Genomic DNA, 23,184 nt, shown 5'->3' on the forward strand with positions numbered 1-23,184 from the left:
AAAATATTTATTGAACATTTTATTTAACCTAAATACCAATAATTTATGCCCCAATAAAAAAGTGTGAATATCTTTAATAATTAACTTTTTTTTTATTATTGTTGTAAAGAATTAAAAACAAACTAATTGCACTAGACAACTGACTATTTTTTAGTGTATTTGACTTAATCATTTTTTTTCATGAAAACCCTATTTTTTCTATTCACATTTTTGTGTGTTTCATTTGTTAATTATGCACAAACCACAGCTCAAAAACCTTCCATTAAAGACAGAACTTACCAAATTGAAAACCTCTCCCATTTAAGATGGATTTCTGAAGAATTTCAAGAAGAAGGTTATTATAAATTCATTTTGTTAAATGATATCGATGCTTCTGAAACATCATCATGGAATAACGGTAAAGGTTTTAAGCCTATTGATTTATCACTAAATTTAATCAATTTCGATGGTAGTTATTACACTATCTCAAACTTGGTTATTAATAGAGAAACTGAAGATAATGTTGGTTTTTTTAGAAATACAATTAATACTTACATTACCAACCTTAGCTTAAAAAACCTTACAGTTAAAGGTAGTAATACTGTAGGTGGACTAATTTCTTCTTCTAGTCAAGATGCTATATGTTTGAATATTTTTATTGACGGTGATATCCAAGGAAATAACGTTGTTGGTGGTATTATAGGACGCACTAATTATATTAAATTTTCTAATGTTATCAATTTTGCAAATGTTAAGGGTAAAGACATCGTTTCAGGTTTAATAGGTGAATTAAGGCTCTATTCTAGTTCAATTAATCATTATATAAGAAACAGTCAGAATCACGGTTCCGTTTCCGGTGAAACTAATGTTACCGCATTTTTATCTAATTTTACTAATACTCAGTATAATTTCAGAAAAATAATTAATGTTATAAATACTGGACTTATCACCTCAACACAAGATCAAGCAAAACTTATTACAAGTAAAACGAAAGACAACTTTTTATTTTGTTACAATGATTTTGAAAAATCAGGTATCAACTCGGGTTTAGATGATGTAATAAATCTTTCAACCTCTGATTTCTCAAAACAAGAAAGTTTTGACGAGTCATTTTTAAAAGAAAATGAATTAGGCATTTTTAGTGAAATTTCTAATAATAGTTTTCCATATCCCAATGAATTTTTAAAGCCATTTGTAGTAGATCTTTCTCGTTACAATAGTAATTTCTTAGTAAATGAGGTAAAGAAATATTATAAATTTGGAGATGAGGTAACTATTGACCCTATTCCAAATATTGGTATGAAAATAACATCAGTTCAAATTAATAATATAAATTATAATGTCCCTTACACATTTACTGCAGATAGAACTAATATAATAAGATCACTATTCGTAAATAAAGAAAATGTTATGCATTTTGATGGTGGAGACGGTAGCGAATTTAATCCTTATTTAGTCAGTACTTTAAAACAACTTCAACAAATCGACTCAGATAGTAAATTAAGGTCCAATTTTTTTGCACTAACAAATGACATTGATGCTTCTAATATAGATGAACTCACTTACAACCAAGGTTTTTTACAAATTGAAGCACTAGCTGGATTAGATGGTAGAGGATATACAATTTCAAATTTAAAACTAAATGGAAATAGTTTTATTGGAACTCTTTCAAAGTTTATAAAAAATCTAACACTAAAAAATGTTACACTAATAAACGCAGAAAAGAATCAAAGTATTTTAATTAATAAAATAATTACTGGTGCCGTTATAGAAAATGTTCATATAGATGGTACTATAGACGGGGATTCCAATATTGGCTTTTTTACTTATGATAACCAAGGTGTGATTTCAAATTGTAGTGCATTTGGAACGATGAGTGGAATTGAACATTTAGCAGGGTTTGCTTATGTTAATAATGGGGCAATTGATAATAGTATTGCAATTATAAATATTAACGCAACTAATAATTCAAGTGGATTTACTTACACTAATGAAAACAATATAAATAATTGTATTTCATATTCTACAATAACACTTAAAGATCAATCTATCGAACAAACTAATATTGGTGGTTTTGTTAGTGAGGAAGCGGAAAACTCAAATATTGAAAATTCCTATTGGTCATCAACATATAATAATGTGAATGAAAATGTAATCAAAGATAATTCTTATTATAGAGATGATGAGTTTATGGGAATTCAAGAAAATTTTCCAAGTTTTGATTTTGATAAAGATTGGGCTATTGGTAAGAATAATTCTTTCAGTGAAGAATCAAGACTATATCTTATAAATCAACTTTTTGACAACAATATAAAAATAGCCACTTATCCTTATCCAAACTTATCAGTTAAAGAAATTGGTATTGGGGGTTATAACTTAGGAGATACTGTAAGACTTTCTATTCCAGAATTTAAAGAAGGATTTGTTTTCTCTCATTGGGAACATCATGGTGAGAATGTAGGTAGAGATGATGTATATGAATTTATAATAGATGGATCTACCGATAACATTGTATCAGCTCATTTCGATATTGATTACACATTTTTTGCAGGAGGAAAGGGTACTCCTTTTTCACCCTTAGAAATTGATAATTTAGCTCAACTAAAGATTATTTCTGAAATACCTCATTTACAGACTTTATGTTTTAACCTTATAGCAGATATTGATGCTTATGATACAAGACATTGGAATGAAGGCAAAGGTTTTACTCCAATTAAAAAATTCTATGGAAAATTTAATGGTCAAGGACATTATATTAAAAATCTATATATCAATAGACCAGAGGAAGATGAAGTTGGGCTATTCAGTTTTTTAGCTGGTGGAAAAGTATATAATCTTAATCTTAGAAATGTTGATATTACAGGAAATTCATATGTGGGAGGAATTGCAGGTAGAGCTGTTGGTTTATCATATTTATTAAAATATATTTATCATTCAAAAATTATCAATTGTTCAATTACAGGAGACATTAAAGCTGAAGGATATCAAGTTGGCGGATTTGTTGGTTTTCTTCAAGATGGTTATGTAAAAAATAGTTACTCTGATGTTAATGTTACTGGAAAAAATACTGCTGGTGGTATTGTAGGATTAGACATGTTTAGCAATATAATATCACGATGTTATTCTGTTGGTATAGTAAATATTTCTGAAATTGATAATCCTCGTGCAGGTGGAATTTCTAGTTCAAAAGCTGATCATTCCAATAAATATTATGATAATTATTACCAAACTCAAGAGAATGATTATACTCAAGAAAGTGAAGGAGTTACAGTATTAACAGAGGAAGAGTTTACTGACCCTTCAAATTTTAATAACTGGCAATTTGATTCATTATATGTGATGAATACCAAGGAATTCACAAACTTTTATAATAAACCTGTTTTAAAAGCTGAACTTGTCGAATTGACCTCCGATTTTTATTCTATTAAACCTGATATTGGATTTGGTAAATATTATAAATACACGGATTTTAGGTTTATTGTTGAAGAACAAGAACATCATGATGTTAGTGAACTATATCGTAATGGAGAAAGTGTTAAGCTTGGTTATAACGAATTTGTAATTACTAAAGATACTGAATATACAGGTGAAGCAACTGCTAAACTTGTACGTGTAAATACCAAAGTTTCTGGAAATTGTAGAATTACTCCAAGTAATCCTGATATCATGTATGGATTTGATCAATTGTTTACATTTGATGTTGGTGAGGGAGAGGAAATTTTAAACATTGTTGTTAATGGAGACACCTTGCCTCCAACAAGTGAATTTTTATTGGAAAGAATCACTGAATCTTCTAGTATAGAAGTAATTGCCACAGGCATATTATCTTCCAAAATAGATAAAACTAACTTATCTATCTATCCAAATCCAACTTATGATAACATTACTATTGAAACAAATGTACTTGGACAGAAGATTGAAATTATTAATATTCACGGAAGAGTTTATAAAACACTATTCTTGAATAAATTAAAAGAAAATATTGATCTAAGTAGGCTTCCAAAGGGTCTATATTTTATAAAAATGAGAGATAAATCTTTCAAAGTGATAAAAAATTAATTGTACAAGTTAATTTAAATTAAGGCTATCTTCTTATTTCAGAAGGTAGCCTTTTTCTATTTAGCTAAACTCATAAATTTACATTCAACCCAAAATAAGCTATCGAATTTAAATTCTCCGTAAGCGGTACCTCTTTATGATTGTAATAAATCTGATGTCTTACATTAAGTCCTAGCCATTTATTCACCATAAAATTGAAAACCAACAAATTACCAAAACCCATATATTCCGTGTCTTTCATCGATTGGTAAGTGAGTACCTCCCACTCTAATTGAAACATCTTTGATATCGGAAATTTAGCACGAATTAAACCACTCCAACTAAAAGCTTCATGGAGAGGTGTTTCTGTAAATTGGAAATTCAAATAACCCGCCATCACATGTAGTTGCAAGTAGCTATTCGGCTTTTGTTTTAAAATATTCCAACCCATACCTCCTCCTAAAAAAGAAGATTTATCAATATGATACGATTGTGCAAAACCATTTAAACCATACACTATTGGATATACCTTTTGCTGATGTCCATATTGTAACATTCCGCTCACCCAAAAATCGTCTACCACTTCAAATTCCTCTACTTTTATATATTGATAATTTATATCAAGAACTGCGTTGATCTTAGAATTATGCAGAGTCGATCTCCAAGTGGGCATAATACTGTATTGACTTAGATTACCTGATTGATGTCGACCAATTAAAGAAATTCTATTATCCCATTTTAAAGTATCAATTTCTTGACTAAAGACATAGGTGCTGATAAGAAGCAAAGTAGAAAAGAGTAGCGTTTTCATAATGTTTGATATATTATTATTGTACATACAATAATTGGATTAAAAAAATATATTCGTTTTTACAACTATTGTACATACAATAGTAAAGAAGATATTTAGATTAAACAATTTTTTGATAGAAAACTTTTAAGAAAGGTTAGGTGATTCAATAGAATATTATTACATTCACATCACAATATTTGTTTAAACAATAATAACACCCTTAATCAAAAAATGAAACTATTCGAAAGCTACCAACTAGGTGCTACTTCATTAGCCAACAAAGTAGTGATGGCACCCATGACTCGATCAAGAGCAATTGATAATATTCCTGGCGACTTGATGGCAGAATATTATGGTCAAAGAGCTAGTGCTGGACTTATTATTACAGAAGGAACCGCTCCCTCTCCTAATGGATGTGGTTATCCTAGAATTCCTGGGATATGGAATCAAGCGCAAATAGAGGGTTGGGCTAAAGTTACCAAAGCGGTACATGATAATGGTGGTAAAATCTTTATGCAAATTATGCATACTGGGAGAGCTTCTCATCCTGCGAATATGGGATCAGGAACGAAAGTTGTCGCGCCATCAGCCATTCAATTAAGCGGAGAAATGTGGACAGACGCTGAAGGTATGCAAGCCTATCCTGTTCCCCAAGAAATGTCAACAGAAGATATTAAAACAGCCATTCAAGAATATGTAGATGCAGCTAAGAATGCGATCAAAAGTGGAATGGATGGTGTTGAACTACACAGTGCAAACGGCTACTTGATGGAACAATTCTTAACGCCTCATTCGAATCAAAGAAGGGATGAATACGGTGGATCTATAGAAAATCGTAATCGCTTTATTCTAGAAGTTGCCAAAGGTGTTACAGATGCTATTGGAAGTGATAAAGTAGGTATTAGAGTTTCGCCTTATGGTGTTTTCAATGATCAAGGACCTTTTGATGAGTTAGAGGCTCAATATGAGGCATTAGTTAAAGGCTTAAATGATTTAGGTCTTACTTATATTCACGTTGTTGATCATTCTGGAATGGGTGCTCCTGAGGTTCCTGCTAGTATAAAAGATGAAATTCGAAATCAATTTAAGAATACATATATCTCAAGCGGGGATATGACAAAAAGAAAAGCAGAAATCGTTTTGGAAGCCAATGAAGGTGACTTAGTAGCTTTTGGTCGCCCTTTTATTGCTAACCCCGATCTCGTTCATCGACTTGAAGAAAATATTGATTTAGCTGCTCCAGATTTTGATACTTTCTACACTCCTGGAGAGAAAGGATATACCGATTATCCAACTGCATAAAAAGCTAAAGGCCATCATTAGATGGCCTTTTTCATTTATAATATTGTCACACAAACACTTAGAAATTGATCAAATTATCTGTAGTTGGTCAAAATGTTGTTCCAACACCATCTTTTGACCATGAATCATTGCTTTTTCTAGAACTTCTCCGCTTAGACTTGTAAAACCTTCCACTTTAAGTTCCTTCAAAGCTATTTGATATAAACCTGATAAAACTCCTGAAGCAGCCATAACCACTTCTACACTTTGGTTTTGCAGGTAAGAAAGTTCATTTCCTAAAAGTAAACCACTTAAGAAGTAAAAATTAGATTGATACATTTCTGTATCTTTTCCTTTTGATTTACCTTCTTCTTGAAGACTTTGAGCTTGAGCCACCCACTGTGCTCTAATTCCAAATAAGGATCCTAATAGTTCTCCTTTACTACCTTTTCTTACTCCTTCTAAAAATGCTTTTTCACTTTCCTCATTCATTTTTGAGGACATCAAAAATTCTTTTAAAATAGAATGCTGAGAAATTATTTCGAATAATTCACCCGTCATAAAAGTTTGAAAAGAATTATAAGATCCTCCTTCAAATTTTAAATGTTTACTATGTGTTCCAGGTAATAACAAATAACAATCATTCTTAAGGTATTTCATCAGTCCAATGGCTTGAACCTCCTCTCCTCTCATGACATCATTTGTTGTTTTTACTCCTGAAATTAGAATCAGATCAATATGATCATTTAAATCAAGATGTTTGATATTTAACGTATCTACTTTATCGCTAATAGGCATAGTAGCATACTCCATATCAATCATTCCCATTGTAGAGGTAATCATACCACAAGCAACAATGGTGAGCTCCTGATTTATATCAACTATTTGTTGAAGTTGTGAAAGAAGATACTCCGAGAAATAAGCTTGTCGATCAGCCTTCCCTTCTGATAGAAAAGATTGATACAGCTTCTTCACTCCCATTTCTGTTTTATGTTCTTTTATGACTTCAAGAGAATTGAAATCTATTAATCGAACACGGAAATTGGAGGTCCCCCAATCACAACTTACAAAATGTTTTGGCTGTTTCATCTACTGTTATTTACTTGAAATGTCAGTGATAAATGAATGTGGTTCGTATATCTACTGTGTAGCGATAGGTTGAAACCTATCGTTAAGGATATTAGTTGATTTCTAGTGTGTTGCAAGAACTTATTTCTTACTTGAAACATACTTTATTATCATTCTCTAAAGAGGGGTTGAAACCCCTCTTATAAAACCACATTATCTTTTTTATAATTTTCTAGAGATACGCTTTAGTACCAAATAGTCATCCAAAGCAAACTTCGAACAGTCCATACTAATACCACTATTCTTCACTCCTAAGTGAGGCAAGTTGATATCGTATTTCACACCGTTTTGTTGAACTTCTCCAAATTCCAAAGCCATAGCAACTGTTTCCAACAGCTCTTCGTCTTCTGTGAAAACATAAGAAGCTAAACCAGCAGTAGAATCATTTGATAGTTCAATCACTTCCTCCAAAACATTGAATTTCATGATCACACAAACAGGACCGAAGACCTCATGCTGCAAAATGTCAGCTTGTCTATTCTCCATTTCGATCACAGTTGGAGCGAAGTAATTTCCTTCTCCTTCGATCTTATGTCCACCTGCTAGGATTTTACCACCCTCTCTCACACACTCATCAACAAAATGTTGTACAGATTTAACTTGTGCTTGATTGGCTAAAGGTCCCATATTGATACCTTCTTCTTGGAAGAAACCTAATTTCGTAGTTTTCGCACTATCGGTAAGTTTAGTGATGAACTCATCATACACTCCTTCCTGAATGAAGAATCTGTTTGGTGCTACACAAACTTGACCTGCGTTTCCTCCAAACTTAATGGCATTAGTGATGCCTAAAGCATCTTCCATATTACCATCATTAAATAGAATGAATGGAGCATTACCACCACATTCCATTGAGTATCTTTTGATGGAAGTCTTAACAGATTGTTCGATTAGTTTTTGTGCCGTGAATGTAGAACCAATCATAGTGATTAGTCTTGGTATCGTACTCTCACATAAAGGAATACCTACATTTTTACGATCGCCACAAAGTACCGTGATCACCCCTTTAGGGAAACCTACTTCGTGCGCTAGTTCTGCTATAATTAATGAGGAAATGGTTGATGTTTCTGATGCTTTGATAACAATAGAACATCCTGTAACTAAAGCTGGACCCAACTTAAAACCAAGGTTTAATAATGGGAAGTTCCAAGCTAAGAATGCAGCAACCACACCTAATGGTTGATACACCATTCTATGAGAGTGAGTACCTGCACGATCCTCAATAGAGAAATTCTCTTTGATACGCATTTCGTGAGCGTAAAACTCTAATGAATCAGTAATACTTTGAAGGTCTTCTCCAGAAGCCTCCCATGTTTTACCCATTTCATGACATACAGCTTCTCTCAGACGATCTCCGTTCTCCAACATTTTTTCACGAAGTTGAAGTACTTTTTCTAAACGCTCCTCTAAGGGAGTATTCGACCAAACTTTGAAACCCGCTTCTGCAGCATCCAAAGCACGTAATGTGTCTTCTTTTGTTGCTTGAGCGATTTCACAGATCGGTTGATTATCATGAGGACATAATGCCATTGATGTTTCACGGTTGGAGCCATCTACGAACTCACCGTCGATATATAGTTTTTTGCTTCCGAATTTAAGCAAACTCTTTTCTACTGTCGATTGCATATTTTTCTAGGAATTCTTCGTTAACATCTACACCTAAACCTGGAGTATTAGGTACTTTAATTTCACCATTAATCACTTCGATACTAGGGATAGTAACATCGTCTCTTAATGGATTTTCTGTACGATCCAATTCAATCATTGGAGCGTCCATATACATTCTACCTGGGTTTTTATCTAGATTACCCACAAAATGCACCGCTGCACTTATGGCAATCCAAGTACCCCAAGAGTGAGGAACAATATCCTTATGGTAAGCTGAAGCTAAAGCAGCAATACGTTTTGCTTCTGTCAGACCACCTGTTGCTGCAATATCAGGTTGTGCAATATCTACGCAATCGTTCTCAAACAGTCGTTTGAAACCGTGTTTATGATATTCACACTCACCACCAGCAATAGGAATAGTTGTGTTTTCTTTCAGCTTTTTGTAACCATTATAATCTTCTGGGTGAACAGGTTCTTCGAACCAGCCAATATTCAGATGCTCAATCTTTTTCGCCAATTCCAATGCTTCTCTATAATTGTAAGCATGGTTAGAATCAATCATCAAACGAACATCATCACCTAAAGCTTCTTTTAATAAATGAACATAGTGCAAGTCCTTTTCAAGACCCAATCCTACTTTCATTTTCGCTGCTTTAAAGCCACTTCTTTTGTAGAATTCAGCTTCTTTTCTTAGATCATCATCCAAGGTTGGAGAATCTGTAAAATAGAAACCTGTAGCATATGGATTGATGATTGGATTTTTCACACCTCCTAAAAGCACTGATACAGGTTGGTTCAACACCTTCCCTTTACAATCCCAGATGGCTAAATCGATGGCTGAGATAGCCGCGTTAAAGATGCCGCTTCTACCAAAATCAAGTGATCTTAAGTACATCACTTGCCAAATTTTTTCGTTTTCCAAAACATTCTCGCCTAATACGAAAGGTTTGAAAAACTCTATCCCCTGCTTGATCATGTCCGCAGGTCCATAACCTTCTCCCCATCCATAAGTTCCGTCTTCTAGCGTAATTTTCACTAAACAGATCTTACGAGATGCGTAGTGCCACTGGGAAAAGAAAAACGGTATTTCCAGATCTTGTGACAATACATAGGGTTGAATATCTATTATTTTCATTTTTAATCGTTTTTTCTAGGCATTCGCATACCCCAACACACAAATCGCAAATATCAATACTGCCAAACCACCCAATAAAATTTTAAAAGGTCCGCTAGCATTTTTCCACTCACCAGAACGGTAACCCCAAACATTACTAACAATCAATGAGATACCAAGCATCATTGGCCATCCTACTACAGGACCTAAATCGCCCATAGCTGCGGCACCTTGACCATAAACACCTAAGGCTGCAAACCAGAATAAACCAGCTGCAATGGACCAGAAGTATGCCTTTTTACTACCTGCAACGTTAAACTCACCAAACGATTTATTGGAGACCATTTTGAATAAAGCAAAACCTGCATTCATAATGTAAGCACCAATAAGTACCACTACCCATGCTACCAAACTAGCGTCTGTTGGATTAACACCGTATTTCGTTGTAGCTAATTCAGCTACTGGTAAAGCATTCGAGAATCCTACATTCAATAATGCGGAAAGCACACCACTTGTCACGGCAATAGCAACACCTGTTTTAATCGATTTTTTAGGAGCTGTCTTTGGAGGAGCTGCAACCATTACATCACCATCTTCTTCTACTTCTTCCTCCTCAGCTGCATTCTGAACTTGATCTCTTTTCACACCAGCAATTGCTGTTATACCAACGCCGACTAGTAAGAAAGCAACACCTACCAATACAATATTGAAATTAGCAGGTAGCTCATCCATCTGGAACATCGGAATCAAAGAGCCTACCGAAGCCGCTAAGCCCATCACGATTCCATATGTGATACTCACTCCAGTGTATTCCACTGAAACACCGAAGAGAATTCCACCGATTCCCCAAAGGAAACCAAATAACATCGCCATAAATAAGACATTAGTAGCTGTCTCAGAGATAATTGTATATGTTTCTGGTACTGCGATGTAAGACCAGATCATTGGGAAAGCAATCATAGCAACCGTTGCATGAACGATCCACCAGTTCTCCCACTTAAGGGGAGCGATATGTTTCATACCTAATCCAAACGTGCCTTGAAAAAAACTGGCACATAAGATTAAGACAATAGCTAAAGTATTCATTGTTGTTTATTTATTCGCTCTACTCAGATGAGAATTTTTTTTAATACCTAAGAAAGGACGTTGCGATGCAACGTCCCTACTAGATTATAAGTTATTCCAAATCACTGGCATGAAGACTGTCATTTCTGACTCTCCTCTGTTTGACCAAGAGAAATATGGAACCATTTTGATCGTCGATTCTGTAAACTCAGGTTTAGATACTGTAGAATACATACTCGCTTCGATCGATTGATCTTTTCTGATTAGGATTGGTGCTTCTATAGTAGCCACACCACCTAAGAAATCCTTTTCATAATTTACTTTTAGAGGAGCACCGCCTTTGATGTACACATCAAGAATTTTTGATCCTTCAGGTAGATCTGGAGTTTCAACACAGTATACAATTGGCCCTCTTCTTACTGCAACTTGGTTTCTAGCTTCTTCCACTAATGGATTGGCCTCTACCAATTTCACGTCCATTGGCATATCAATAGTGATGATATCACCTTTCTTCCACTTTCTATTTACAGTAGTAAATTTACCTGCTACTACTTCTGATTCAACAGCTTCACCATTTACTTTTACAGTAGTACCGTGTGCCCAATCAGGAATACGAAGCATCATATCAAATGGCTTTTTCTTCGCTTTTTCTACAGTAATATTTACTGCTCCTTCCCATGGGTAATTTGTTACTTGATTTAAGATGATGTCAGAACCATCTTCCAACTTCGTTTCCAATCTGTTACCACCATACATGTTTACTGCGATACCATCATTTGATAAGCTGTAAGCCCAGTTCGCTGATTTTGCTACAGTTCTTACAATGTTTGGAGGACAGCAGAAGCACTCTAAATAGGGCTCTCTGTGAGGAGTTTCTGTATTGTGCTTAGAATAATCTCTTGATCCTTGAACCATTCTCAAAGGATTAGAGTAGAAGTAATCTTTACCTTCAATTGAAATACCAGACAAACCTGAGTTATATAATACCAACTCCATAATATCAGCATACTTCGACTCACCGTGTAAACCTAACATTCTGTAAGAGAACATCGAGTTACATACATTCGCACACGTTTCATTGTAAGCTGTCATGTTTGGCATCATGTAAGCATCAATAAAACCTTCTTCAATTTTATCTCTGTTTGTCGAAGCACCATAGTGGGCTTGACCTACTGCACCTGTTACGTACATTTTCTTATCCGTAACGTTCTCCCATAAACGATCTAAAGCATCTACTAAAGCTTTTTCACCTGTTTCAGCAGCTACATCAGCAGCACCTGCATAATAATACAATGCTAAAACTGCGTGTCCTACTGCTTCATCAGCTTCTCTTAATGGCACTCTTTCTTGTACCATATCACCAATTGGGTAACCTTTCGTTTCAGGAGTTTCTTCTACTTTATATTTACCTCTATTGTTGATAAATCTTTCTGCTAAATCAAGATATTTTTTATCTCCTGTAGTTCTGTACATTTCAACTAGACCCATAATTTGTGTTTGGTTAAAACCAAAACGACCATATCTAGGATCATCAGTATTGAATGTTTTATATAATAAGTCAGCATGCTTGATAGCAATGTTTAAGAAGTTATCCTGACCAGTAATTCTATGATGAATACAAGCAGATGTCAATAAGTGACCCGTATTATACATCTCATGGTACTTACGGTTTTCATATCTATCAACATTGCTTCTTAGTTGAACTTGAGTTTGTAAATAACCATCCTCTTCTTGTGCTTTAGCAATAATATCGACGTAACCATCAATTTCTTCAAGCAACTTTTTATCTCCATTTTGAGCATACACATACATCGCTGCTTCCATCCACTTGTAGAAGTCACCGTCATGCCAATGCATACCCTTATGCTTACCTTCTTTTAAACCCGCAGCAATTTTAAAGTTGTTTAGCGCATGTCCTACTTCACCAGTAAGCACCTCTCCCATATATGGAACCATAGAATGCTCTGCAGTATGAAATTTATCTGCCCAAAATCCTTCAGTCCACTTACAGTCGCCTATATTAATTGATTTTAGATGTACGTGAGGTGTCTCACCTTGTCCTAAAATTCCCTTTTCTTGTGCTAGTGACATATTCGACATCATTGCCGCACATGCCAAAACTAATAATTTTTTCATTTGATAATATTGATAATTAATCTTCTAAGAATTGATAACCGAGATATTTACTATAAAAAATTTGTTCATTTCTATGAACCTGAGATCGACAAAAAATATTTATTATCGATCTTAAGTTATAATGTAAAAGTAGACGTATTTAGGGGTAAAGAATTCCTAAAAATTATCATTTGAATATAAAAAATTAGCCTAATTTACCCTTATGAGTATTTGATATAAAAAATAGGCCTCTCTGAAACAGAAAGGCCTATAATGAAGACATAGGTGGTGTCTTCTATTTTATAATTAACTTTGATGTTTGCGTCAGTGTATCTGTTACAATTTGAATGATGTAGATACCTTCTGCTATTTGGAGTTCTTCTGGAGCAATTCTAATATTCGATTGGTTATTAAATCCAACAGAATAAATAGTATGTCCTTGTAAATCGATAAGTTGAACTGTACCTGTAGCTTTCTGATTCCAACCCACTTTTAAAGCACCTGATGAATATGGGTTAGGATATACATAACTGTTCACCGATGTGAAGTTATCAATATTCGTCACTTTGCCAGATGAAGACGAAACGCTCCATAAAAATTCTGTAGCTCCCTCTAAAGTGGCATTTGCTAGTAACGGTTGGTTGACATTACTCGCATCAACTGCTAAATACAATCCATTAATTTTTGCTTTTATCAAAAGATTACCTGATGCTGCAAGCTCAAACGTAAATTTCTGACGATCAAAAATACCTGTTGCACCACATTTTATTGGCGTACCTGTACCTGATGCTGCCGTCACGAATTTATTCGTATTTGCATTTTGTAATACCATATAACCATCTGATTCAATCACAATATATTCTTCCAATGAAGTAACCATAGTTTCTGTTGCTTGCAAAGCTGTTCCTGAACCTAAATTCACGGTTACGTATTCACTATCAAGTGTGCTCAACCAAATTTGTGAACCTGCCTCTGGTAATGTTGAACCTACCGGAGGTTGTCCATTGTCTATAGCACTTACTGTAACCAGACAAGTAGCAGTAAAACCACCATCCGTTGTCGTTACTGTCACCGTCGCTGTTCCTTCAGCAATTGCCGAAACTACTCCATCCACAACACTTGCTACTGAAGTATTAGATGATGACCATGAAATAGATGCATCTGTAGCATTCGCAGGTAGCACTGTTGCTAGCAAGCTATAAGATCCACCTTCATCTAAATCCAATGTACTATTTGATAATTGAACAGATTCTACAGAAACATTTGGCTCTCCTTCAGTCACTTCTTCCAGCGACCAATCATCTACATAATATTGTCCGCCTTCGTTATTCCAAAACCAAACTCTATATTGTTGTTGTGCGCTACCTGTAGTAAAAGTGATACTTTGTTTTTCATAGTTAGTTGAGGTAATTAATGCGTTTTCTATAAATGTAGAAGTAGTATAATTGGTCACACCTAAATAAACAGATTGACCTTGAGACCCCACTTTACCGTAAGCACTTAATGTATATGTTTTATTTGGAGCAAGAGTAACAATTTGATTAATTGATCCATTGCCGTTCACAAATCCAGCATTCGAACCAGATAATACTTGAGCAGAACCAACAGAAGCATTACCTTCTAAATTCCACTTCGACATATCTGTCAATTCAAATCCTGGGTTGTGAATTAAATTCATGTTTTTATTTACTGTAACCGTTGCAGAAGCAGTAAAGCTTCCATCGTTTGTTGTTACAGTTACCGTTGCTGTTCCTTCGTTTACACCTGTAACTACTCCGTTAGATACAGTTGCAACATTGGTATTTGAACAGCTCCAAGTCACACCTTTATTAGAAGCATTAGAAGGTGTGACTGTTGCCGAAAGATTGGCTGTTGCTGTTTCATAAATACTTACTGATGATACTGATAAGCTCACTCCATCTACAGGAACAACTACTATATCACCCTCATCTCCAACAACAATTTGGAAATTATCTACAGATGCTTCTGTTGATGACCAGAACCATAATCTATAATTTGCTTCTTGTGCACCAGTAGTAAATGTGATAGAACCATTATCAAAAGAAGTGGATGTGAATTCATAATTTTTCACCAATTCATTTGATATCGCTTCATTAATACCAAAGTATGCCTTTGTTCCATTAGATTTTACCTTACCGCTTGCAGTAATAGTGTATGTTGTATTTGCAGCTAACGTTATGTTTTGTGCTACACTACCGTTGTTTACAGTAACACCATAATTTCCATTAGCTACATCAGAAGTTTGGATTTCGTGAATACCCGAACCTGCATTCCAATAGTTCAGAGAACCTTCTTCGAAATCAGGGTTGCCAATTTCCCCTAAACCCAATTCAGGATTATTGTTTGTCCCTGTTTTTTCCCAAACTCTCACATAATCTACAAACATAGTTGTAGGCATACCCGGCAATGCTGCTTTTGCTCTTTCATTGGTTTCTGGATTCACCGCATTGTTTCGGTTGTTGTAAAACTCAACAAATGGCTTTCTTAAACCTAAAGAAAGCGTCACGTTCATTGGTCTGTACCAATACGTATTTGGCTTTCTACCGATTTCAACACCATCTACATACCAAATAATTTCTTGCTCGTTTACCTCACAACCATAAATATGGTATTCATCTCTTGGATCCCAAGGTGCACGGTATTTTAGCAATTGCTCATCCGGATGCATTTTAGGTCTTCTCCAAACACTTTCATTTCCTTGCTTTACTACTGCGTGCAAGTTATGATCCATGTCTTGGATATCATCTTGATGTCCTTCGTACCAATCAAATTGTTGTAATTCTACTACATCAATTTCACTGTAAACTGTTTGACCATTGCCTACTGAATGATCAAAATTAGAGAATAACCAGAATGATGGACAAACCCCTTCACCAATAGAAGCACCTTTAATTTTTGCTTCATAATAGCCATAAGTAAATGTTTGATAGGATTTAAGAATACCTGATTTAAAATAGGTATCTCCATCGTTTTGGTTGTTAGGATTCTGACGCATTGTCAATTCTGCAACACCGTCTACAATCTTAACATTGTTTGCATTGTCCCACTTCCATGCTGTCGTATTTGGAAGATTTCCTGTACGAATCCATTTCGCCCAATCGGGAGAATCTCCATTGAATTCGTCCGATGCACTCCATCGGATTTCCCACTCATCGTTGGGATTGGCAGTTTTAGTTGGTTTTTGTGCCATTAGTTGGACCGACACAAAAAGCATTAGTGTAGATAAAAGACAAATCTTTGTTGTCTTTAAGAGTGTAAAATAGTAAGTCATAATATGCTGGTAAAAATTTACTGAAACCACTTTGGTTTCATCAAGTAAATAATTCATTATCGCCACAATTTATAGATTAACACACCCCTTAACTTCTTGATTTTTAACCTGCTCTAATCAAAAATTAACTAGTTGTTTTATAACACTTTGCACTATTAATTTTGCTTCTGAAATCGAATATTTAACTACTCTAAATCAATAAATTAGAACAAAAAAAAGCTGTCACCCGAAAGTGACAGCTCTTATCAAAATTATTCAAATATATCGCAATTCAATAAATTTACGGTCTTCTTTGGTAATGTGAAACATTGATATTATCAATATGTACAGTGCAATTTTTATCACCAGTTTGAGCAATTTTAATTGCCATACTAAATGACTCTAGTACATTAGTTATATCAAGTACATCTTCCATATGATACCATTGTCCTTCAGGTAATCCACCAATAGAGTGGGCTTTCTCTGCACCACCTGCACCCCAGTTAATATACATACGAATATTTGTAGCAAACTGATTAGGTACTGACGGATCAATATTTCCTGAATTTTCTTCTAGGTATAAATCAAACGAGATCTTCACTTTGTTACCTGCATCAGGATGTGGAGAATAAGGGAATCTATGTAGCTCTCCATTTGAGAATGGTGAAACAACTGTACCATTACCCCATGCACCTACACCATTGTATGGGTTTACAGAAATTTTCAAACTTTTCGAACCTGATGTTACATGCTCTGATGTTTTTTCTAACGTGTTCGTAAAGTCACCACCTAACCAATCAGGTTGTCCTGCGTTCCAGTTAACTGAAGCATCTTCCATATCGTAATCAAAACCACCTTCTTTTAATAGGTTTAAAGAATAAACTTCTAGTTCTTCGTCTGTAAATGATGTCGCTCTAGCAGCATCAGCAGATTCTAATCTACCTTCAGTGAATGAAACAGTGACCATATCATCATTATAGATAACTTCAGTACCTAAATCAAGAATCACCTTACTTGCATCATCCGGATCAAGGAATGCATCTACAATTTCAGGATTAATTGTCGCACCTTTTGCTGTTTGAATAACTACACTAAAGTCCTCTTTGTTAAGAGAATTAGCATTTAAACCTCTTGAGAATTTGATTGTAGGTTTTTGACTCGCATTCGATGCCACTTCCTCTAATGTTAATGGCTCATCAGAACGAACACACTTCACAAAATCAACTACTGCTAAGGTATCTGAACTCATTGGTTGTGGACGTAAGAACACTGGTGCAATGCTGTATACTTTATCTAAAGTAACGTATTTCACATCGAAAGTACCCATTTCAGCATTTTGAGCTAACAACTCAGCCCCAAAAAATTCACCTTGAATTTGAGTAGGATTACCTTCTGCTTGATAAGTGAAACGTAAAACACTTCCAAAAGGAATGTCTTTAGGAGTTTCTACATTTTCTAATGGAATCTCATCACCCAAAGTACCATCTGTATTTAAGATGTTTGCTTTTACTGATTTTAATTCCACTTTAGGCATTACTGTTACAGTAATAACAGTATCAATCTCATTCGTTTCTCTTGGAGTTTCTTCAGTACCTACATAAGCATTCCCTTTGAATACTTGATGTAATTTCACATCATATGTACCGACCATATGGAAAACCCCTCTTACCTGAACATCTTCAGGATTACCTTCTACAGTTACAGTATCATCGCCTGGGAAGATCCACTGACGACTTTCGACACCTTGTGAAACATCGGCAAAATCAATGTGTTGATTCATGTTGATGATGTTTCCATTACCAGATTGGGAGATTTTAATTACACTATGGTTTGGTGTAATCACTTCTGGATTATTCATCACCTCACCACATCCTACTAAAAGTAGGAATAGTGAAGCTAGAAATATATAACTATTTTTTAATATTGATTTCATAGAATTATGACTTAAAGTGCTTCGTTAGCTTGCTTTTCAGCCGCTGGAATAGGGAAATAATCGTGTCTAGATGATTCGTAGAAGTTCCAGTTATTTACGAAATCCGGACGTACTCTTTGCTCGATAAATAAAGGAGCTTTTAGAGGTGCATTAGGATCGTAATCAGCGATACGCTGATTCTCATCGTTATGTAGCGTAGTAAATACTTCTTTTACTATACCCCATCTAACTAAATCTCTCCATCTTGAGTTTTCGAACCCTAACTCTGTAGGTCTTTCTACCATTCTTAAGTGAGTTCTTACATTTTCGATTGTTGCAGGAACAACTGGTCTTGCACCGTGTAAGTCTCTTGAGATATGCAATTGTGGAATACCACCTGAACTGATATAGTCCGCTAATGTTACAACACCCGCTCTTGCTCTTACTTTGTCAATATATTCGATCGCAACGTTAAGGTTGTTTTCTCCTTCTAAAACTGCTTCAGCATACATTAAGTACACATCTGCTAATCTCATGTGTTTGAAGTGGATAGATGATCTCCATTCAGGATCTTCTACATCTAAGTGGTACCAGTTAGCATATTTCTTTACATAACTTGACTCACCGAATGTCCATCTTCTTGGCACTTCTGCTTTTAAATCTGCAGGAGTTTTATTGTAATATAACCCTTCTGCATCTCTACCAGCTAGAGTAGCTGAATATCTTGGTGAGTGACCTGAAGAATTTGGAATTGAGTCTGCAGTAAATAACTCATGTGCCCAATATGTAGGCATTAACGATTGCCATCCACCTAAAGAATAAGGACCTAACCATCTTGCCAGAGTTGATGACTCCGCACCTGGTGTACCAGGGCTATCATCTACAATACCTGAGTTAGGAGTACCTGGGTTAACAGAACCATCGAATGGCACTTCCATAATAGACTCTGAATTGTAAATTACATCGTGTCTAAAGTTCTCAGCATATTGAGAAGTTAATGAGTAAAGACCAGAGTCAATTACTTTTTTAAATTCAGCTGCTGCTTTTGTCCAATCTTTGTTGTATAGGTGAACTTTACCCATCAAAGTAGTCGCCATACCCCAAGTAGCTTTACCTAAAAGTGCTTCAGGACGAGTTAATGGAAGTTCAGCCATTGCAAACTCTAAATCCGGAATAATTACTTGGTTAGTCACCTCCTCTAAAGAAGAAAAAGGAACATTGTGATTTGTTGTCTTAGAAGACAATTTAATTACACCACCACCATATGAGTGTGCTAATTCAAAGTAGAAGAATGCTCTTAAGAAACGAGCTTCCGCTATAAGTTCTGTCTTTCTTTCTTCTGATAATACCTCCATAGTTGGGATATTATCAATTACTTGATTAGCTCTGAAAATACCAGTATATAATTCTGCCCATTTGTTGAATACAGGGGTATCATTATCAGGAATAGTAAATTCAGTATAAGGATAATGTCTTACCCAATCGTTGGTACCACCCATGTCACTTCTAATCATGTCATAAGTTAAGTTACCACCACTAACCGATTGGAATTGTAGTGCTGCATAGGCTGTAGTTAATGCTGCCTCTGCATCAGATTCTGTTTTCCAGAATGTCTCTTCTGTTAACGCATTCGGGTTGTTTCTCGTAAGAAAACTATCATGATCACACGAAGTTAAAACCACCAAGCTTGCGAAAAGGAATATTAATTTATTTTTTAAAGTATTCATAGTTTTATACTTTTTAGAAACTTAGTTGAGCGCCAATTAAAAACTGTCTAGCCACTGGATAGTTACCTCTATCTACACCTCTCATGTAAAGACCATCACCACCAACTTCTGGATCATAACCAGTATATTTTGTGAATGTGAATGGGTTGACTGCAGAGATATAAAGTCTAGCTTTAGAAATACCTGTTGAAGAATCAAGTAAATTACCTAAGTTGTATCCTAGTGTCATTGTTCTAATTCTGAAGTAAGTACCGTCCTCAATCCATAAATCTGAGTAAGAACGAACGTTTTGAGATTGTCTGTTTAATGACAATGGAATATCTGAATTTGGATTTTGTGGCGACCACATACCCATTAACTCTTTGTGTCTTCCTTCAGCGTAAGCATATAATCTAGCACCGTTAATGATTTCAGCACCATGAGAGTAGTAACCTTGGATGAAGAAATCGAAACCTTTGTATTCTAAAGTAGCTACAAGACCCATTTCGAAATCTGGCATACCTGAACCAGCATATACTCTATCATTGTCGTCAATTACACCATCACCATTTTGATCTACAAAACGAACATCTCCTAAACGAGCGTTAGGGTTGATAGTCTCTTGGTAAGCTTTTAATTCCTCTTCTGTCTTAAGAATACCATCTGTTTTCACTAAGAAGAAAGATGCTGCCTCATAACCTTGAGCCATGAATGTAGTGTTATCCATCCAGTTATGCGTCAATGAAGGACGACCTCCTGCAAAACCTCTTTCAACACCATTTAAGTTATTGATCACGTTAGTATTTCTTGTGAAAGTAACGCCAAAGTTATAATTCAAACCATATTTCGTTTGGTTCTTATAATTTAGAGCCAATTCAATACCACGGTTCGTCATATCACCAGCATTCAATGTATAAGTTCTATATTCAGCTACTTCTGAGTTTGCACGAGTTACTGCTGCACCTGAAGATAAAGGTAATTGCTGACCTAAGATCATGTTTTGCTTATCGTTCTCATAGATATCTGCTGTAAACTGTATTCTATCGTTCCACATACTTAAGTCAACACCCACGTTCTTAGCGATAGAAGTCTCCCACATTATACCTGGGTTAGCGAATCTTCTTTGTGTTAAACCTGGAGTTAATACCTTACTTGAACCGTAGATGTAGTTAATACCAGATTCGATTACTCTACTAGCAATATATGGGTTATTACCTACTCTATTGTTACCTAGTTCAGCATATGAACCTCTTACTTTAAATCCGTTAATGAAGTCTACATTCCAGAAGTTTTCTTTGTCTACGTTCCAACCAACTGATACACCTGGGAAAACATCAAATCTGTTTTCTGGGTTGAACTGAGAAGTACCATCACGTCTTAAAGACACTGACAACATATACTTACTCTTATAGTTGTATTGCAGACGACCCATCATACCTACCATTGCGGTTTCGTTTAAACCACCTGTAGGGTTTGAAGAAGAAACTGTAGCACCTGGTACTTGAATAGCGTTATTACCATTTTCAGCAAATGATGCTGCTATACCAGTAGTTTTGTTCGTAAATTCTTCGAATGAATAAGTTCCTGTAAAGTTGAAGTTATGGTCTCCGAATGACTTATCATATGAAAGGATATTTTCCCAAGTATAACGTGTATTCCATACATAATCCTCATTTAAACGAGCATTTGGTCTTGAAGCTGTTGGGTTAAAGTTACCATTAGCATCCAAGATGATATATTTAGGCTGGAATCTCTTTCTAGTAGCATTGTACATGTTAGCACCTGCTCTTACTTGGAATTTAAGACCTTTCACAATTTCGTATGACGCATTGAATGCTACGTTAAACCTTTTGATATTCTCCTCATCAGTGTTTGATAAGATACCTGATAAATAAGAATATGTAATTTCGTTTTGATCTGGAATCTGGATGATATCGCCATTAGTTGGAAGTTCTTCGATTGGAGTGTTCCAAGGCATTTGACGAATTGCTTGCTCATACAATCCCCAAGGCTCTCTTTGTCTGTTTTCATTTTGGAATCCAACTGAAGCAAACATTTTGAATTTATCCTTGTTAATTGAACCTGTTAAACGAGTTGCCAAACGGTCGAAACCAGAGTTAATCAAAATACCTTCTTGGTTAAAGTAGTTAACGTTGGCGTTCACCATCAAATCACCTTTACCAGAAGAAACATTCAATTCGTAGTTTTGAATAGCTGCATTATCGTTTTGGATTGTTCCAACAAAATCAGAATTATTTTCCAAAGCTCTTGGGTTCACATCTAGGACTGTTGATGGAACACCTGTTGCTTCTGATTTAATTTGATCGAAGTAGAACTGCTCATGCGTATTCATTAATTCAGTACCTGAAGTAATGTTTTGAATACCACCCCAAGCCGTAAAATCAACTTTCATTTTATCAGGAGAACCTGTTTTTGTTGTAATCAAGATTACACCGTTAGATGCTCTTACACCATAAACCGCTGCAGACGCACCATCCTTTAAGATATCAATTGATTTGATTTGAGATGGAGCAATGTTAGGGTTACCTTGGTATGGAATACCATCCACAACATATAAGGGGTCTCTAGATCCTGAAATCGAACCTACACCACGAATTTGGATATTGGCTGCAGCACCTGGAGCACCACTTGCTGCCTGAACGTTTACACCGGCTACTTGACCTTGTAAAGCAGTTCCTAAATCTGGAGTAGGTACTTTATCAATTGCCTCAGAAGTCACATTGTTCACCGCGCCTGTTACTTCTTTTCTCTTTTGAGTACCATAACCTACTACAACGATTTCGTCTAGTAGCTCCATGTCTTGCTCTAATGAAATATCAATAGAAGTTTGTGTCCCCACTTTTACTTCTTGAGCAAGAAAACCGATATAGTTAAATACCAGTACATCTTCTTTTAATACATTGATACTGTAGTTACCGTCAATGTCAGTTACAGTACCTTTAGAAGTTCCTTTAATAATAATGTTCACCCCTGGAAGTGGCTCTCCATCTGCTGAAACTTTACCCGCAACAACAACTTCTTGGGCAAAAGTAACAGTAGAAAAAAGCATAAAGAGTAGTGTAGTAATCCACCCTTTAGGTATCACTTGCCATTTCATACTAAGTTTACTTGATAATAGCATAATTTGAAAAAAATTAATGAACAGATGTTGAA

General features: G+C 35.3%; 12 protein-coding genes. 2 read left to right on the forward strand and 10 right to left on the reverse strand.

The genetic code is table 11. From position 1 onward, the window contains the following. Nucleotides 1-180 precede the first annotated feature (180 nt). Complete coding sequence (locus KMW28_RS27590) at nt 181-4,038, forward strand: T9SS type A sorting domain-containing protein (protein ID WP_169665566.1); 3,858 nt, start codon at nt 181-183, stop codon at nt 4,036-4,038. 70 nt (nt 4,039-4,108) lie between these two features. Here the strand turns inward: KMW28_RS27590 and KMW28_RS27595 are convergent, their stop codons facing one another. After that, nucleotides 4,109-4,828 (reverse strand): DUF481 domain-containing protein, encoded by a 720-nt coding sequence (locus KMW28_RS27595; protein ID WP_169665569.1) that lies wholly within the window; start codon nt 4,826-4,828, stop codon nt 4,109-4,111. 213 nt (nt 4,829-5,041) lie between these two features. Here KMW28_RS27595 and KMW28_RS27600 point away from each other — a divergent pair, with 213 nt between their 5' ends. Then, complete coding sequence (locus KMW28_RS27600) at nt 5,042-6,112, forward strand: alkene reductase (RefSeq protein WP_169665571.1); 1,071 nt, start codon at nt 5,042-5,044, stop codon at nt 6,110-6,112. Between the two features lie 69 nt (nt 6,113-6,181). Here the strand turns inward: KMW28_RS27600 and KMW28_RS27605 are convergent, their stop codons facing one another. From KMW28_RS27605 to KMW28_RS27645, 9 genes are all read right to left on the reverse strand, one after another. Beyond that, nucleotides 6,182-7,180 (reverse strand): 2-dehydro-3-deoxygalactonokinase, encoded by a 999-nt coding sequence (locus KMW28_RS27605; protein WP_169665573.1) that lies wholly within the window; start codon nt 7,178-7,180, stop codon nt 6,182-6,184. A 201-nt stretch (nt 7,181-7,381) separates the two neighbouring features. Then, complete coding sequence (locus KMW28_RS27610; protein WP_169665575.1) at nt 7,382-8,845, reverse strand: aldehyde dehydrogenase family protein; 1,464 nt, start codon at nt 8,843-8,845, stop codon at nt 7,382-7,384. Next, nucleotides 8,814-9,962: a mandelate racemase/muconate lactonizing enzyme family protein gene (locus tag KMW28_RS27615; RefSeq protein WP_169665577.1), complete on the reverse strand. Its 1,149-nt coding sequence runs from the start codon at nt 9,960-9,962 to the stop codon at nt 8,814-8,816. The genes KMW28_RS27610 and KMW28_RS27615 overlap by 32 nt, the downstream gene beginning before the upstream one ends. 15 nt (nt 9,963-9,977) lie before the next feature. Further along, entirely contained in the window at nt 9,978-11,027 is a 1,050-nt protein-coding gene (locus KMW28_RS27620) for an L-rhamnose/proton symporter RhaT (RefSeq protein ID WP_169665579.1), read from the reverse strand. Nucleotides 11,028-11,111: 84 nt separating this feature from the next. Beyond that, on the reverse strand, nt 11,112-13,142 hold the full coding sequence (locus KMW28_RS27625) for a glycoside hydrolase family 127 protein (protein WP_169665581.1): 2,031 nt from the start codon (nt 13,140-13,142) through the stop codon (nt 11,112-11,114). Nucleotides 13,143-13,416: 274 nt separating this feature from the next. Continuing rightward, nucleotides 13,417-16,332 (reverse strand): Ig-like domain-containing protein, encoded by a 2,916-nt coding sequence (locus KMW28_RS27630; RefSeq protein ID WP_169665583.1) that lies wholly within the window; start codon nt 16,330-16,332, stop codon nt 13,417-13,419. A 361-nt stretch (nt 16,333-16,693) separates the two neighbouring features. Next, nucleotides 16,694-18,325 (reverse strand): hypothetical protein, encoded by a 1,632-nt coding sequence (locus KMW28_RS27635; RefSeq protein ID WP_169665585.1) that lies wholly within the window; start codon nt 18,323-18,325, stop codon nt 16,694-16,696. 11 nt (nt 18,326-18,336) lie between these two features. Then, entirely contained in the window at nt 18,337-20,031 is a 1,695-nt protein-coding gene (locus tag KMW28_RS27640; protein ID WP_169665587.1) for a RagB/SusD family nutrient uptake outer membrane protein, read from the reverse strand. A 13-nt stretch (nt 20,032-20,044) separates the two neighbouring features. After that, nucleotides 20,045-23,128, reverse strand: a complete 3,084-nt coding sequence (locus KMW28_RS27645; protein WP_205958217.1) for a SusC/RagA family TonB-linked outer membrane protein — start codon at nt 23,126-23,128, stop codon at nt 20,045-20,047. Between the last annotated feature and the right edge of the window lie 56 nt (nt 23,129-23,184).

The organism is Flammeovirga yaeyamensis (assembly GCF_018736045.1).
Taxonomy (GTDB): domain Bacteria; phylum Bacteroidota; class Bacteroidia; order Cytophagales; family Flammeovirgaceae; genus Flammeovirga; species Flammeovirga yaeyamensis.